Here is a 17,350-nt window from a genome sequence, read left to right on the forward strand (position 1 = left end):
TATATGATTCCGCATATTGCCCGTTTATTCGAACTTTGGCGCATCGCCGCGCACTATAGACTCGACACACTGGTCCCTGCGGAAGAATTACCTGAGAAAGCTCGGCATGCTTTAGCTTTAATTCGGCTACACCCTGCGGCATGGTCAAGTAAAGAACGTAAAAACCCGCTCAAGCTTAAAGAAGCCTTAGAGGAAATGGGGCCTTTGGCAATTAAGCTGGGCCAATTACTTTCCACGCGTCGTGACTTAATTCCACCTGAAATTTTACAGCAATTGGTTTTATTACAAGATCGGGTTAAACCCTTCGATGTCAATATTGCAAAAGAGCGTATTGAGCAATCTCTGAAAGCCAAAATTTCTACAATTTTTGCTCGTTTTGATGAACAACCTTTGGCTGCTGCATCTATTGCACAAGTCCATACTGCTGCGCTACATGATGGTCGTGAAGTGGTGGTTAAAGTCACTCGTCCAGATATTCGCAGTCAGATTCTACAGGATTTTGAAATTCTGCAGTGGCTAGGATCAAGTTTAGAAAAACGGCTTGAAGCAGCTCGTGCAGTGCATTTGTCTGAAATCATCCAGAATTATCGTCAAGTCATCTTAAATGAACTGGATCTTACGCTAGAAGCAGACAATACCCGTCGTATGCGCCATTACTTCACAGGTTCAAGCATGATGTATGTGCCTGAAGTCTATATGGATAGTAAGGATGTCATGGTTGCTGAACGGATCACAGGGGTTCCAATTTCGGATATTGAAACCTTTGAAAAACTTGGTATGGATCGAAAAGACCTTGCTGAAAAAGGTTTGACTATTTTCTTTACCCAAGTATTTCGTGACAATTTCTTCCATGCAGATATGCATCCTGGAAACGTTTTTGTTGAAACATTGAATCCAAGCCACCCTCGTTATATTGCCCTTGACTGTGCAATTATGGGTGAGCTATCTAAACAAGATCAGATGACCGTTGCACGTATGTTGCTTGCGGTCATGAACAGTGATTTCTTGCAACTGATTCAAATTGTGCATCAGGCAGGCTGGATTCCACCGGGCACCGATCAAGATGCGTTATCCCGTGAAATGCGCCGTACCGTTGGACCAATGGTGTCTAAACCGATGCATGAATTGGACTTTGCGGGTATTTTGATTCAAGTCATGGACATTGCACGTCGTTTCCATTTAGAAATTCCACCACAATTGATGTTATTACTCAAAACGTTGGTACATGTGGAAGGTTTAGGTACTGATTTATATCCTGAACTTGACATTTGGAAGCTGGCAAAACCGATTCTCACCGAATGGGTAAAAGCGCAAATGAATCCTCAGAAAAACTTAAAAGAGTTAGGACAAAAAATTCCTGATTTACTTTTAGGTGCACAGGATTTTCCAACTTTAATGGTTGATAGTTTAAATGGTTTAAAAAATCAATCTGCATGGCATGCTAAACAATTACATGAATTGCAAATGATGCGTTTGGAAGTGGAACAACAACAAAAACGTAGCTGGATTTTCGGAAGTATCATGGCGATTTTACTTTCTATTGCGATCATTGCGCCGTGGTATATTTCAATTGTTTTGATTATCTTGTCCACTGTTTTAGCAGTTTGGCGGATTGCCAAATAACGCAATTCAGCCTATTCAATGAATAGGCTTTTTTGTCTATGACTGCTAAGTCACTGAGTGACATCTCTCGCCATTGTTCAATATATCACTCACTCTACAATAAAAATATCCGTTTGAGTGAGTGAAATCATGTCCCAAATTCTACAAAAACGCCCTGCAGGAATTGTCTTACGTGCAGGCCCACTTGCCAAACAACGCATACAACAAGAAGGATTATCTGCACATCAAGTAGATATGATTCCTGGTGCAGCTGGCGGCCCCAAAGGTATTCCAAAGGTATTGGTTTAATGGGGCTAGATCAAGCAATTTTCGGGGATTTTCTCCAACGGGCAAAACAAAGACGCTTTTTAATCGGTTCATCCGTCGGTGCATGGCGCTTTGCTGGAATTTTAGCGCAAGGTGAACAAGTCGGTCCTGAGCGTTTGGCAGAGTTATATATTAACTTACCCTTTCATAAAAAGATGAACATTGCAGAGATTGAGAAAATATCTCGCGACATGTTGTCCAACATTTTAGACCAACACAGCCAAAAACTGGTCGAACATCCCGAGTATCACCTCACAATTATCGCTGCAAAAGCAGAACATTTATTTCAAAGTGACCAAAAGCTTGCACTGTATAGCTCCTTACTCGGCATTATCGGCAGTAATGCAATTTCAAGAAACCATCTGAATAAATTTATGCAACGGGTCATCTGTCAGCCAGCCCAGTTCCCTCAATTTAAAATTCAAGATGACGCTTTTAAAACCCATTATTTAAATTTTAATCAGCACAATGTTGCGGATTGGCTGATGGCCTCAGGTTCGATTCCAGCAATTACACCTGCGGTAAGAAATATTTCCGATGCGCCACAAGGCGCGTATCGAGATGGTGGTTTGATCGACTATCACATCGATTTGCCTTTTGAGAGTAAAGGGATTGTTTTATATCCACATTTTTCCGACAGCATCATTCCAGGCTGGTTTGACAAAATGTTTAAATCTCGCACTGCCAATCCTGAAAACCAAGCACGGACTTTACTGATCTCGCCTTCTCAAGACTATTTAAAATCTTTACCTTTAGGACGTTTACCAGATCGTAAAGATTTTGTGATGAAAGGTCTCGATGATCAGAAGCGAAAACAATTGTGGAAGCAGTCTGTAGCAGAAAGTCAGCGGCTGGGTGATGAATTTTTAGAAATGCTGGAGAAACAAAATTTTACTGAAGTGATGCTAGATTTATAATTATTACACCGCATTATTCACCTCATCCAGCGTTCAATTAATATGATTTTCAATAATTTAAATTTACCAAAACAGCATTCTTGATGACTTGGGATAAATGACGTGAGATATAAGTCTGAGACATGAGCCAGTCATAGCTCAAGCTTTACGTCATGTATTTTTCACTGAATTTAATCAGTGTCTGGCCTCGTCTATATGCGTTGATTTTTGGCTAAGCCCAATCAAGGAATAAAGAGCTTGATTCAAATTATCCCTTGTTAATTTCTTGCTTTTTGTTAAATTTAAATTATTCAAAGCACTTACTCTAATAATGAATCAAACTAAAGTTCCAAAATTTGCCATCGTCGGTGCAGGAACAGCAGGGCTTGCTGCAGCAATTTTACTCGCACAACAAAATATTCAGGTCACCATTTTTGAGAAAGTATCTGAGCTTAAACCTGTCGGTGCGGGCTTATTACTTCAACCGTCTGGACTTGCAGTTTTTGAGCACTTAGATGTGCTTGATGATGCGGTTAAACTCGGTGCAATGGTCACAGGCTTAGAGGGACAACTCGCCAATGGTTTTAAATTGGTAGATAGTCATTATGCTCAAGCCGATCCTGATTTTTATGGTTTAGGTATCCATCGAGCCAGCTTATGCCATGTCTTGGCAAAGAAATGTCATGAATACCCTGATCTGATCACTTGGCAAATGAATGCCGATATTCAAAAGCTTGAAGAATCTATTTATGAAATTAGAGTTTTGGGTACGGTCAATGCTGAGTCTTTTGATGAGGTCTTTGATAGCGTTATTATTGCCAACGGCGCGCGAAGCCAACTGAGACCAAACGCATGGGTTAAAGTCGATCAAGCCTATCCTTGGGGCGCCAAATGGACCATTGTTCCCGAATGCTTACAGCTCAACACTCAAATTCTGCATCAATTTTATGACCGCTCCAAGATCATGATGGGAATATTACCGACAGGTGCGATTCCATCCCAATCAGATCAACGACTTTCCAGTATCTTCTGGAGTCTTCCAACAGATCAGCTTGGAAATTTTTTACCTCATCAACAGGCCCGCTTAGAATGGTTAAAAGAAGTATCTAAACGCTGGAAGCCCGCTGCAGAATGGTTAGAGCAAGTCATTGTCAATCCTGAACAAAAACAGCAATGGTTTTCTGCCCATTATCGTGATGTGGTTTTATCTAAGTTTGGTGAAAGACGTATAGGCATTATTGGAGATGCTGCACATGCTATGAGCCCACAGCTTGGGCAAGGTGCAAATATGGCACTTTTAGATGCATGGGCTTTAGGACAAGCAGTCCATGTGGCACGGAACAATGAAACGATCGATTATTCGAAGCTGTGGCAAAACTATCATCAACATCGCAAAAGCTCATCCGCATTTTATCAATTTTTAAGCCGTTTACTGACGCCTTTATATCAATCTGATCTTTGGTGGGCAGGTGGTTTACGAGATCTAAGCTTCTCGTGGATGTATCGTATCCCTTATTTTCGTAAAGAAATGGCAATCACCGTGTCGGGATTAAAATCGGGTATGTTTAGTCAAATGAAGTATGAGGATATTGCTCGATCGTCTTTGGTAAGAGGAAAATAATGTGCACTCAAGTTGCCAATTCTGTAATTTTAAAGTGTGAACAAGCGTTTTTATCTCGACTCAATCCATAATCAATATTTTCCTAAAATGCTAGAAATAACGTACACTATACAACCGCTAGCATGTCAACGTAGCACTCTTTCTTTTTATAACTTGGTGAAATCCTATGAACAATCTGCAATGGCTCGATGAAGTAAAATTTAACGAACAAGGACTTATTCCTGCTATTGCACAACATCATCAAACTGGACGTATTTTGATGGTGGCATGGATGAACCGTGAAGCATTACAACTGACTGCTGAAAAAATGCAGGGCGTTTATTTTTCTCGTTCACGAAATAAGTTATGGTTCAAAGGCGAAGAGTCAGGCCATTTTCAAACCGTTTATGAAATCCATTTAGACTGTGATGCCGATGTCATCGTCTTACAAATTGAACAGCATGGAGGAATCTCCTGCCATACAGGTCGAGAGTCTTGCTTCTATCGTAAGCTCACTGCAACTGGTTGGGAAACTGTCGATGCACAATTAAAAGATCCAAATGCAATATACGGTGAAAAACTTTCATCAAATCCACATAGCATTGCCATGAATAGCTCCAATGCGCAGGCTGAACAGGTAGAAGTCTTGGGTTATTTAGGCAAAATGATGGCTGAACGTAAAGCAGCTGATCCAGATTCTTCTTATGTGGCAAAGCTTTACCACAAAGGCTTAAATAAAATCTTAGAGAAAATTGGTGAAGAAAGTATCGAAACCATCATTGCTGCAAAAGATTTTAAATCTGAAGCGTGTGAAGATCATAAAAATGATCTGATCTATGAAGTTGCAGATCTATGGTTCCATACCATTGTGATGCTTGGTTATTTTGAGTTGGATGTGCAATTGGTACTCAACGAACTTGCACGCCGTCAAGGGCTTTCTGGCCTAGTTGAAAAAGCCAATCGAGATCATTAATTGGGTATTTATAAAAAAAGCAGCGAAATATCGCTGCTTTTTTATTTAAAACTAAAATTATGAAGATTTTTTCTCAACCGAAGGTGCAACTGGGTCTGCTGTTAAATAACCCACTGCTGCTGCAAAACGATCTTTATAATTCGCTCGAATCAAAGGATCTAAAGTTGCTTGAACCTTACTATGTAAAGAACCCCAATCCCCTGCATGCTGGAAGTTACTCATAATATAAGTCCAACCATTGATTGAATCGACTGCATGTAAACCTGTAGATTCAGCACCTGCTGGGCAAGAAAGAATACGATCTAATTTCTTGGTATCTACGTTATACGCCCATAAGTAGTTATTCACATGGTTACCACTGTCTTCACCAATGAATAAGGTACGGAATGTTTCAGAGAACTTTAAGTTATCCGCACTTGCAATCGTGTTTGGATCAGAAGTGTTACCAATACCTAGTGGATCAGCAGCTGCATCAATATCCTTCCCGATTAACAGCATATGCGATTGATAAGGTACCCACTCACTGACGATTGGACTACCTGATTTATCACTCTTAGACCCTGCTAGATCATGTGCAACAATTCCACCTGCTGAAATTTTCTTAGCGAATGACACGTTATGCGTATCGACCCAAGCCGCATTGCCTTTGATCATTGAATCTTGAATATTGGCTAAAGCAGAATAAGCAACTTTGTCTTTGGCATTGACTGTTGTGCCTTCCATTTTTGTAAATGCCATACTACCGCCCATCAAAGCAGCGTAACGATGGGTTTCTAAGAATGCTGCTGCTTTTTCCATTCCAGGTTTAACTTTCACCCAAATGGTTTTCTTTTGCAGAATAATTTTAGTATAGCTTACATCTTGTGGATCTTTGTCCAAGCTTTCCATGATCTCTGTTGGTTGAATATTTCTAACATTCACCAAATCTTCAATTTCTTGGCTAGTTGCATGACCCAACTTAATCCATTGAATTTGTGCTGTTGAGGTTTCATTTAACTCATTCAAATACTTCGCCACATACAATGTTCCCGCAGATAAGTCTTTTTCTTTATCTGCAACAAACATAAACAAGCCACCATTGGTATAGTCATCACCCATTAACGCAGTACGATTATCTGGCATAACTTGGATTAGTTCATGTGAGATACGACCTAAACAATAATGTTTTTTTGCAGTACCTGTACCATCTTTGTTCACTGTAATTTCAGGCAAATGTCCATAGTTATAAGGTTTTGCAGAGGTTTCATCACCATAGACGTTTTTACTATAGGCTTTCATTGTTGCCATATCAGTGCCTAAGCCCTGACCAAATGCATCTGGCTCGTATTCTTCACTTGAAAGGTGTGTTCCCCAAGGTGATAAACTCGCACCACACGTAATCCATAAACCATGTGCTTTAGACATATCGACATTATGATATTTAACTAAAGTTAAATGACCTGTTTTCGGATCTTGATCCAGTGAAATTACCCCAATCGGTGATGGCAATTTACCATACATATCATTGCCAGCTAAATCACGAGTCGTATATTCAAATTGCACCACCGCAAATACAGGGTTGCCTTTTACACCATCAACCTTGGCATCTTTGACTGTCAATAATGAAGTACCATCTGGGCAATCTGAAAAGAATTGACGTTCTTTGCCTGCTACAGATTTATCCATAATTGGTTGGTTTTTGATATCATAATAACCACCAGCCAAGATCTTCCCACCTTTTCCATCATTGATCATATCGCCTGTTTGGAAGAAGGTTTTATAGGCAAGTTTGTAGTCAGTCTTGGTATTGTCATCCCAAGTTACAGCCAAGCCTGAAGCAACTGTTGTTGTTGCCATTGCTGCTGCATTTGCCAATGTTGGTGCATCCATCGGCGTAAATGTTGCAGATTTTAATTTAGCTGGATTGATCGGCGGTTTAACTGCAGTATTTTTATCATCATCGTTACATCCTGCTAGTGTGGCTGAAGTTGCCATTGCCCCAAGTGGAAGAAATGGAATGCTGGCTAACCAAGTAAGCACTTCACGGCGTGTATGTCGGCTGGCTGAATTTGTCATAACTTTATCCGAATATGTTTTAGAATTTTCCCGTGCTCAGTTTAGAAAGCAGTTATGACAATCTAGTTTCACTTTTAAGTCATTTTAAAGACAAAAGCCCCAATACCTCATATTATGATAAAAATGATCAGGATACGCTCCGCAGATTATTAGCGCAGTCGTTTAAATAACATCTTGTTAGATTTCACCCTAGTGCTGAGCAATTTTTGCTATACTCTGTCGTATATTGAATTTTCAAGCTAATAAGATTTTATAAATACTGTGCCTTATTCTTTTACACCCACATCTGAGCAAAGCTTTGCCATCGCAGAAGCGAAAAAAGGACAATCATTTAAAGTGATTGCCTATGCTGGCACAGGTAAAACCACAACTTTGCAGTTAATCAGTGATGCGATGACGGAGCGACGTGGGATGTATTTGGCTTTTAATAAGGCAATTGCCACAGAAGCACAGAATAAATTTCATCAAAATGTAGATTGCCGAACCTTCCACTCTTTGGCTTTTCGTAGTGTATCGCGGGGAGTCACCGATAAATTACGCCTGCCGCGTTTAAGTCCCAGTTTTATTGCCAAAGAATATCGCCTCGAACCCATCACACTTAGACGTTTAATGGGCGGGCGTTATGAAAAATATGTGCTAATGCCCAGTCGTTTAGCGAGTTTAGTGGCCAATGCTGTAAGTTATTTCTGCTCGACCAGCTCACAATATCCAGCACCACGTCATATCCAAGCACCAAGTTGGCTGCATGCAGATGATATCGAGTCTTTACAAAAACACCTTTACCCTGCTGTAGAAAGACGTTGGTTAGAGTCGATTGATACCAATCATCAAGCAGGCATAGGTCATGATATTTATTTAAAACTCTGGGCATTATCAGACCCATTTATTCCAGCAGATTATGTACTCTTTGATGAAGCACAAGATGCCGATCCATTAATGCTTGGTATTTTATTGCGCCAGCGTAATACTCAAGTGATTTATGTGGGTGATGCACATCAACAAATTTATGCGTGGCGTGGTGCGGTCAATGCCATGCAACAAATGCCACTTCCTGAATCTCGTTTAACCACTTCATTCCGTTTTGGTGATGCGATTGCAGATGTGGCCAATCATTTGCTCGGTGCATTGGATGAAACTGTGCCTTTATTGGGCAACCCTGAAATGAAATCGAGTGTGGTCAATAAACCACATACCAAAATGCGTGATGCGATTTTATGTCGTACCAATGCACGCGCAATGGAGTTACTACTTTCTGGTCTCGTGCAAGGCGATAAGGTTGGATTACAAGCCGATCATGCAAAACTCAACCGTTTTGTTGATGCGGCAAGTTTGCTTAAACAAGGCAAACGTGTTGTTGATGTGCCTGAACTGGCTTGGTTTAACTCTTGGCATGATGTACATGAATACTGTGAAACCAACGATGGCAGTGATATCAAACCCTTAGTCAAATTGGTTGACGATCACGGTACGGAACCTCTCAAAAAAGCACTTGCTAAAATAACCCCAATAGAGCAAGCTGATTATGTGATTTCAACTGCACATAAGGCCAAAGGGCTAGAATGGAATCGTGTACATATCGAAGATGATTACCAATTTAAAATAAACGGTTTAGAACATAAAATCAGCGATGAAGAATTAAGGCTGTTATATGTCGCCTGTACACGGGCAAAGGTCAGCTTAAATATTCATCACATCTATGATCTCGTGCAACAATTGAAAGTAAAAGCGCCATTTAAAAATAAAGCAACAGCATAAGGTTTTTGACTCACTCATCTGTATCAGCGAAAAAAATCGCAAGGTGAAAATATCAACAGCTTTTTATGCTGTCAGTCAATTTTCAGGTATCCTATGAAACTAGCAGCAATTCATTTTCGCCACACATACCATTTTGCTGATTTAAAAATAGACTTTAATTATAAAAACAAACCAATCAGTTTAATTGTTGGCGAACAAGCCAGTGGTAAAACGGCAATTATTAAAAATATTTACCAAGCTTTGACTTGGTTTCCTGCACGTCTAAAAGATTTGCGCACCCCTGGTGTGGTAATGCTCGACCAAGACATTATGCAAGATCGAGTACAATCCAAAATAGATGTTAAAATCAAATTCCCAATAGAGTTTGGTCAACTTGCAGAAAGCACTGCAACAGCAGAACAAGATCCGCAAACTTGTCATTGGCAACTATATAAAACCTTAAATAGTTCTGGTGTTGGTCTGAGTAAAGTTGACTTAGCACAACTCGAACAGCTGGTAGAACGTTATAATCTAGTACTCAAAAAAGATCCTGTTCAAGGCTTACCTTTAATTGCCTACTACCCTGCTGAACGATTTGTAAATGAAGTGAATATTCTCAATAAAAATAATCCCATTATTTTACAAGCGCACAATGCCTATGAATTAGTACCGATTCCATATACCACCTTTGCACGATTTTTCGAATGGTTTCGCGAAATCAGTGATATTGAAAATGCACAAATCGCACAACTTTTTCAAAGTGTTTTAGCGCAAAAAGAATCTTCAAATCAAAGCGATGAGGATTTTCAAAGTATTTTATTTCAAGCCCGTGCTCAGTTACATGCACCCAGCTTAAAAGCCTTAAAGCAAAGCTTGAGTATTGTCCTTCCTGAAGTCACAGATCTCTATTTAGAGTATCAGCCCAAATTACAACTGATGGTCACTTATAAAAATCAAAGTCTGACTTACTCACAACTGTCGAATACGGTTAAAAATTGGCTGGCCTTAGTCGGTGATTTGGTGCGTCGTATGTGCATACTCAATCCTTTAAGTCTTTATCCTTGTGAAGAAGGTGAAGGCATCTTACTGATTGATCAAATTGATGTTGATTTAGACCAATTTGGCCTTCAGTTAATTCTCGATCGTTTAAATCAGGCCTTTCCTCGTTTACAGATCATTGCCACAGCCAGTCATGAAGAGCTTCTCGAGCAAGCCGGCGAATATCAATGTTTTAAATTGGATAATAAAAAGCTTTATGAAATTCAGAACAATAAAGTATGGCAAGAATACCAAGATATTTATGAAAACTTGCTCAAAGAAATCCCAGAAACCTCTGAACAAGATTTACTTGAACCCGAACCCAATCTGCCAGTCAATGTTCAACAACTTTTTGAGCAGTTTAAACACCTTACTGAAGAACAAAAAACCGAATTAAAACGTTTAATCCAATCTGGTGATGACCAAACGTCACATAAGTTCTTATCATAAGAAATAACTCAGCCTAAAGACGTCAATATCAGACAATGAATGATCATTAATCGCATGACACTGTCTTTTATACTCCTTTCTCAAATCATGAATATATTCACGTTCATATTCATTGTTGTATAAAATTCAATACAACATAGATTGATTGTTACAGCATGATTTTCAAGCAGCAAAAAGTCATATGAAGCGTATAATTACAAATGTTTGCGTAAAAAACGACAAAATAAATTGATGTTATTCTACTCATGTAATAAGATGAAAAAATCAATTTAAATTAGATTTTTCAATGCAAATTGATTTTCTAATCGCTTTCTCAAGTTGCGCAACACAACTCATTTTTTAATTACTAATTTAATTCGGCTTTCAAGATTTAAGTTATTGGACTGTTCCTTGCATTCCTCAAATCCTTGAAAGATAAGATTCACATAGGTTTCACGACCTATTCACGACAATGGATACGCGTGTGCTTCCGATTATTATTCTTTTACCATTAATACTTGGCACTATCGTTGTTCTGTGGCTGAAGCAATTCTCTCGCGGGGTAACAGCTTTAGGGGCAATCGGGGTCAGTTTAAGCAGTTTTATCCTGCTACTGACTCAAGCGAAAACAGTATTAAGTGGACAAGCCGTTTTAGAGCAGTGGCAATGGCTACCTCAAATTGGTATTGATTTTAGTTTCCGATTAGATGCTTTAAGTTTAATTTTTTCATTGCTGATCACGGGGATCGGTACACTGATTTATATCTATGCCTATTATTATCTAAACCCGAAAAATTCTCTGAGTAAGCTCTATGCATTGTTGATGCTGTTTATGGCCGCAATGTTGGGCATTTCTTTGTCGAATAATTTAATTATTTTATTGGTTTTTTGGGAATTGACCAGTATTTCATCGTTCTTGCTGGTGGGCTATTGGAGTAACTACGACGCTGCGCAACGTGGTGCACGGATGGCGCTGACCATCACTGGTATGGGTGGCTTAGCCATGCTGGGTGGCTTTATTCTGATTGGTCAAATCGCAGGAACCTATCAAATTGACCAACTCACCATGATGGCGAGTACAATTCAAAATAGTGGTTTATTTGTTCCCGCTTTATTGTTGATTTTATTGGGTGCGTTTACTAAAAGTGCGCAATTTCCCTTCCATTTCTGGCTCCCCAATGCCATGGCAGCACCAACCCCTGTATCCGCCTATCTGCATTCAGCAACTATGGTAAAAGCAGGGATTTTTCTGGTTGCACGCTTATTGCCAATCTTTGTTGGCTCGACATTGTTCCATAATCTTGTCACCACAATTGGTCTGCTGACCTTATGTATGGCGGCATTTTTTGCCATCTTTAAAGAAGATTTAAAAGGCTTACTGGCTTATTCAACCATCAGTCATTTAGGCTTGATCATGTGCCTTTTGGGTATAGGTTCACCTTTAGCCGTGGCTGCTGCAGTTTTCCATATCATCAATCATGCAACCTTTAAAGCGGCATTATTTATGCTGGCGGGGATCATTGACCATGAGTCTGGTACACGTGATTTAAGAAAGTTAAGTGGACTATGGCAATTTCTTCCATTTACAGCAACATTAACCATGATTACCGCTGCAAGTATGGCCGGTGTACCTTTGACCAATGGCTTTATCTCGAAAGAAATGTTCTTTACTGAGCTATTGGCAAACTTATCTGGTGGCTATGTTGTGTTGGCAGCGATTATCGCTACATTGGCAGGTTTATTTGCGGTTGCTTATTCAGTTCGTTTGGTACATGGTGTGTTTTTTGATGGTGATGTGGGGCGTGATGTTCCCAATAAAAATGCCCATGAGCCGCCAATCGGTATGCGAATTCCAGCAATCATATTGGCAACTTTATGTATTTTAGTGGGGATCATTCCTGCGCTGTTGGTTGAAAACATTGTCAATGCCGGAACACGCGCATCAACACAAATTGCAAGTTTTGAAGGGGTTCATTTAGCCATCTGGCATGGCTTTAATTTACCGTTACTGATGAGCGCAATTGCCTTAATTGGTGGCGTAATTTTCTATTTCGCCATGGCCAAAGGCGGGCGAATTCGTGAAATTGATCTTGATCCACGCTTAGGTCGTTTCCAAGGCAAATTATTATTTGAAGATTTCCTTAAAAATCTCCTGCTGATTTCACGTAAAATTAAGAAAAAAACTGAAACTGGCTCATTACAGAACTATTTATTGTGGATTTTGGCCTTAAGTATTGCCGTGGTTGCCACACCATTGATCAACCAAAATTTAACGACAGGAACACGTGAACTCACACATGCACCCTTTACTGCAATCGTGCTGTGGTTGTTATTGTTCTCTGCCTGCTGGATGATGCTGTGGTTTCACCATGAACGTATCAAAGCGGTTCTGATTAGTGGTGCAATTGGTTTGGTCGTGACAATGATTTTCATCACTCTCTCTGCGCCAGACTTAGCACTGACACAAATTACCGTGGATGTTGTCACAACAGTTCTGCTATTGATGAGTTTATCACTACTTCCTCAATTAACCCCTTATGAGTCCAGCCAAACACGTCGTTGGCGTGACGCAATCATTGCAATTGGTGGTGGTATTGGTATCGGTTGGATTACATGGTTGATCATGACACGTGATCATAATTCGATTTCATGGTTCTTTGTTCAGCAGTCCATTCCTTTAGGTGGCGGCTCAAACATCGTCAATGTCATTTTGGTTGATTTCCGTGGTTTTGATACATTTGGTGAAATTGCTGTATTGGGCATCGCAGCCATTGGTGCACTATGTATGATGGATGGAATGCGGGCACATGGCACCACCATCACTCAAGGTCTGAGCTATCGCTTCAATCCATCTCCGTTGATGTTCCGTATGACGGCTTCATGGGTACTACCGGTTGCACTTGTGGTAAGTCTGTATATCTTCCTACGAGGACATAATTATCCTGGTGGTGGTTTCATTGCAGGCTTGATTACCTCTATGGCATTGGTCATTCAATATATTGCGATGGGACAAGATCATGCTGAAAAAATGCTACGTGCTCAATCGGGTCGTTTATATGAAATCTGGATTGGTTTAGGGCTGATCATTGCTGGAATTTCAGGCCTTGCATCTTGGTTCTGGGCACGTCCATTTCTCACCAGTGCACATGTTTATGTGGAATCAGGACTGTTTGGCAAATTCCATTTTGCCTCTGCTGCTGGTTTTGATCTTGGCGTATACGTCACGGTTGTTGGTGCAGCAATGCTTCTCATTTCTGTTTTAGGCGACTCCAGACATTCAAGTATGTCTGGTCCAGTACCCAAGGAGTAATGCATGATCAGTTTAGAATTTTTAATTGCATCTGCGATTGGATTATTGGTTGCCTCAGGAATTTATCTCATTCTTCGTGCCCGTACCTTTCCTGTTGTTCTTGGATTGGCAATGATTGGCTATGCAGTCAATATTTTCCTGTTTGCAATGGGAAGAATACAAATCAGTTCACCTGCAATTTTAACTCAAGCGACCAAAGTCACTGACCCTTTGCCCCAAGCCTTGGTATTAACTGCAATTGTTATTGGCTTTGCGACAACTGCTTTTATTGTTCAGTTAGCATTACGCAGTCGTTATGAGTCAGGAACAGACCATGTCGATACCAAAGAGGAACCGAGTAATTTTGACCCACGTGAGGATGAGCCATAATGACCAGCTTTTTAGATTTTTGGTATGCTCACTCTCCAATCCTGAGTATTTTGATTCCTGCATTTACAGGCTTTTTGCTGATTTTATTAGGCAATCCTGGTTCTGGTGCTTTAAAACATGATTGGCGCCAACCTTGGCGTCGTGGCATTAGCTTAATTTCGGTTATCCTTGGACTTGCCACTGCTATTGCTTATCTTATTCAAGCCAATACAGGGAAAATCTTTGTTTATCAACTCGCTGAGTGGTCGGCACCTTTTGGGATTGTCTTGGTACTGGATCGCTTATCCGCGTTAATGTTGGTGCTCACCTACACTCTTGCAGCGCCTGTATTATGGTTTGCCAGCAAAGAATGGGACGAACGTGGTCGTTATTTTCATGCCATGTTTCATCTTCTGTTAATGGGGTTGAGTGGTGCATTCTTAACAGGTGACTTATTTAACCTCTTTGTATTTTTTGAAATATTACTAATGGCATCTTATGTCTTACTGTTACATGGTCAAGGTAAAGCCCGTTTTCAATTAGGTATTCACTACGTCACCATCAACTTACTGGCTTCTGCCCTATTCCTCATCGGTTTAGGCATGATTTATGGCAGTGTGGGCAGTTTGAATATGGCGGATGTCGGCCGTTTATTACCAACCTTGGAACATGATCAACATCGTCTTGCTATAGCAGGTGGTTTGCTTCTATTTGTTGTATTTGGCATCAAAGCAGCGATGTTACCTGTGGGTTTCTGGTTACCAAAAACCTATGCTGTTGCCGCGACACCCGTTGCTGCTATTTTCACTATTATGACCAAAGTAGGTGTGTATGCAATTTTACGGGTCAATGGCACTGTCTTTAATGATGAACTTGGTCAAACGATCTTTAGCAATTACTTATTACCAATTGGTTTAGTAACTTCATTATATGGTGTGATTGGTGCGCTTGCAGCTGAACGCTTACGCCGCTTTGTTGGCTTTATGGTGTTATCCTCAGTCGGAACGATTTTAGTTGCCATTGCCATGTTTAACATAAAAGCATGGACGGCTGGGTTATATTACCTCGTTCACAGTACCATCATTGCGGCCTCATTCTATTTGCTTTGTGGTTGGATTACCTCACAGCGTGGCGCATTCAAAGATCATCTCAAAGTGGCGCCGAAGATGAAGCAAGATAAAGTCATTGCCATAACGTTCTTCCTCATCGCTTTGATAATGGCAGGTTTACCACCATTTAGCGGTTTTTTAGGTAAAGTATTAATATTACAGGCAACTGCAAATTTGGCTGCGCAAGGTTGGATTATTGCAATTATCTTGATTGTGAGTTTTTTAAGTATTGTTGCATTTACGCGCGTCGGATTTATCTTATTTTGGCGAGCAACAACACCTGAGGACAATCCGAAAGAAGATGCTTATAAAGCCTATCAAGCTTTACCCGAGCAAGCCCCTGTACGTAACGACAAAAGCGTTTACCTATTACTGGCAGGACTGATTGCCTATGTGGTTTGTGCAGCTCCGATTTTAAATTATGTTGAAAAAACAGCGTTGCAAATTTCTGATACATCTATTTATCAACACAGTATTTTAAAAATGGATGGGCATGGAGAAACCATTAGTGTACAGCCCTTCGATCCAAACTATGTCCCTGAAACAAAATACAACGGTGAAATGATTGATCAAAATGCACACTATATTCCGTATATTATTAGCCCTGAAACCTTAAAAGGTGAACATATTTCTGAATTTAAACAACGTCAAATTCAGGGACAAGAACAGCAACAACATGTTGAAAATACTCAACTTAAGCCAATGGAGCAATAAATGCAAAATAAATCATTATTCGCTCGTATTTTGCCCCATCCTTTTGTGTCGGTAATTGTGGCAATGAGTTGGCTCATGTTGAATCATAGCGCTGAAAGTTTTGATATTGTTGTAGCGATTAGCTTGGGATTACTCATCCCTAAACTGATTCAACCTTTTATCATTCATACGCCCAATATTCATTGGAAAAGCGCCATTCAATTATTTTTTGTGGTGCTATGGGACATCGTCATCAGTAATATCAAAGTTGCTAAACAAGTCTTAGGTCCAACCAAAAATCTCACCCCGAAATGGTTTCGAGTTCCTTTGGAAACCGACCATGAACATGTCAATACTTTATTGGCGATGATCATTACCACGACCCCAGGTACAGTCAGTGCTGGGATTGATCAAGAACGTGGTGATATTTTGGTTCATGCACTAAGTTGTGATGATGTAGACGCAGAAATTCAAGCGATTAAAGCCCGCTATGAAGTTCCTTTAATCGAAATCTTTGACCTGCAACGAGGAGCACGTTCATGAGTATTTTACCTTATGCACTTGGTATTTGCCTGCTCGCAGTGACCATCTCCATGTTGTTATGTTTGGTCCGTTTGGTGATGGGCCCTTCTATCGTAGATCGATTACTGGCATTGGATACATTGTTTTTAAATGCAACCTGCTTAGTTGTCATTCTTGGCATTTATTGGGCAAGTACCTCAATGTTTGAAGGCGCATTATTGGTTGCAATGCTGGGCTTTGTTTCAACTGCTGCACTGGCTCGTTATTTTACAACGGGTCATGTGGTTGATTAAGGAGAAAGTACATGGAAAATAATATGCAAATTGTCATGGAAATCATCGTTTCATTGTTCTTGATTGTTGGTGCGTTTTTTACTTTGGTGGGTGGCATAGGTATGGTCAAATTACCAGACTTATTTATGCGTCTACATGCACCGACCAAATCCAGTACCTTGGGTTTAGGCAGTTTTTTAATCGCGGGAATGATTTACGCAGCATTTAACAGTCGTTTAGGTTTTGCAGAGTTATTGATCACACTGCTTGCCTTTATTACAGCTCCCGTATCGGCAAATTTGATTGCGCAGGCAGCAATTCATTTACGTCTACGTTCAACCTCTGGTGATGTACCTGAAGCGATTAATCGTCCTTTACCATGGCAACGTCAAAAAATCATAAAACAGTTTAAAGATAAGATTTAATTCATTTTCTGACTGAT

General features: G+C 40.2%; 12 protein-coding genes and 1 pseudogene. 12 read left to right on the forward strand and 1 reads right to left on the reverse strand.

The window, feature by feature from the left end:
• Positions 1-3: 3 nt before the first annotated feature.
• The 4 genes and pseudogenes from ACG916_RS07260 (at position 4) to hisIE (ending at position 5,398) form a co-directional block, all read left to right on the forward strand.
• A complete protein-coding gene (locus ACG916_RS07260) occupies positions 4-1,623 on the forward strand; it encodes an ABC1 kinase family protein (protein ID WP_336953712.1) in 1,620 nt (539 codons plus the stop codon).
• Positions 1,624-1,752: 129 nt separating this feature from the next.
• Positions 1,753-2,846, forward strand: a pseudogene (locus tag ACG916_RS07265) (patatin-like phospholipase domain-containing protein).
• A gap of 310 nt (positions 2,847-3,156) precedes the next feature.
• Positions 3,157-4,446 carry an FAD-dependent oxidoreductase gene (locus ACG916_RS07270; protein WP_419327970.1) on the forward strand — a complete coding sequence of 430 codons (1,290 nt, stop codon included), beginning with the start codon at positions 3,157-3,159 and terminating at the stop codon, positions 4,444-4,446.
• Positions 4,447-4,612: 166 nt separating this feature from the next.
• The gene (gene hisIE / locus ACG916_RS07275; protein WP_419327971.1) at positions 4,613-5,398 is read left to right on the forward strand and encodes a bifunctional phosphoribosyl-AMP cyclohydrolase/phosphoribosyl-ATP diphosphatase HisIE; all 786 of its coding nucleotides are present in this window, start codon (positions 4,613-4,615) and stop codon (positions 5,396-5,398) included.
• Positions 5,399-5,455: 57 nt separating this feature from the next.
• On the opposite strand, the gene ACG916_RS07280 is transcribed toward hisIE, so the two are convergent.
• Positions 5,456-7,453 (reverse strand): PhoX family protein, encoded by a 1,998-nt coding sequence (locus ACG916_RS07280; RefSeq protein WP_336953708.1) that lies wholly within the window; start codon positions 7,451-7,453, stop codon positions 5,456-5,458.
• A gap of 261 nt (positions 7,454-7,714) precedes the next feature.
• On the opposite strand from ACG916_RS07280, the gene ACG916_RS07285 reads away from it, so the two are divergent.
• The 8 genes from ACG916_RS07285 (at position 7,715) to ACG916_RS07320 (ending at position 17,333) form a co-directional block, all read left to right on the forward strand.
• Entirely contained in the window at positions 7,715-9,208 is a 1,494-nt protein-coding gene (locus tag ACG916_RS07285) for a UvrD-helicase domain-containing protein (protein WP_004725463.1), read from the forward strand.
• Between the two features lie 93 nt (positions 9,209-9,301).
• The gene (locus ACG916_RS07290) at positions 9,302-10,675 is read left to right on the forward strand and encodes an ATP-binding protein (protein WP_419327972.1); all 1,374 of its coding nucleotides are present in this window, start codon (positions 9,302-9,304) and stop codon (positions 10,673-10,675) included.
• Positions 10,676-11,126: 451 nt separating this feature from the next.
• Complete coding sequence (locus tag ACG916_RS07295; protein WP_419327973.1) at positions 11,127-13,964, forward strand: monovalent cation/H+ antiporter subunit A; 2,838 nt, start codon at positions 11,127-11,129, stop codon at positions 13,962-13,964.
• 3 nt (positions 13,965-13,967) lie between these two features.
• Positions 13,968-14,333 carry a Na+/H+ antiporter subunit C gene (locus tag ACG916_RS07300; protein ID WP_336953705.1) on the forward strand — a complete coding sequence of 122 codons (366 nt, stop codon included), beginning with the start codon at positions 13,968-13,970 and terminating at the stop codon, positions 14,331-14,333.
• Positions 14,333-16,135: a monovalent cation/H+ antiporter subunit D gene (locus tag ACG916_RS07305; RefSeq protein ID WP_419327974.1), complete on the forward strand. Its 1,803-nt coding sequence runs from the start codon at positions 14,333-14,335 to the stop codon at positions 16,133-16,135. Before ACG916_RS07300 ends, ACG916_RS07305 begins: the two co-directional genes overlap by 1 nt.
• Positions 16,136-16,657: a Na+/H+ antiporter subunit E gene (locus ACG916_RS07310; protein WP_336953703.1), complete on the forward strand. Its 522-nt coding sequence runs from the start codon at positions 16,136-16,138 to the stop codon at positions 16,655-16,657.
• Positions 16,654-16,929, forward strand: coding sequence for a monovalent cation/H+ antiporter subunit F (locus ACG916_RS07315; RefSeq protein ID WP_004816687.1), 276 nt, complete (start codon positions 16,654-16,656; stop codon positions 16,927-16,929). The genes ACG916_RS07310 and ACG916_RS07315 overlap by 4 nt, the downstream gene beginning before the upstream one ends.
• 23 nt (positions 16,930-16,952) lie before the next feature.
• The gene (locus tag ACG916_RS07320; RefSeq protein ID WP_419328028.1) at positions 16,953-17,333 is read left to right on the forward strand and encodes a Na+/H+ antiporter subunit G; all 381 of its coding nucleotides are present in this window, start codon (positions 16,953-16,955) and stop codon (positions 17,331-17,333) included.
• Positions 17,334-17,350: the final 17 nt, after the last annotated feature.

It is taken from the genome of Acinetobacter legionensis (genome assembly GCF_048552295.1).
GTDB lineage: Bacteria > Pseudomonadota > Gammaproteobacteria > Pseudomonadales > Moraxellaceae > Acinetobacter.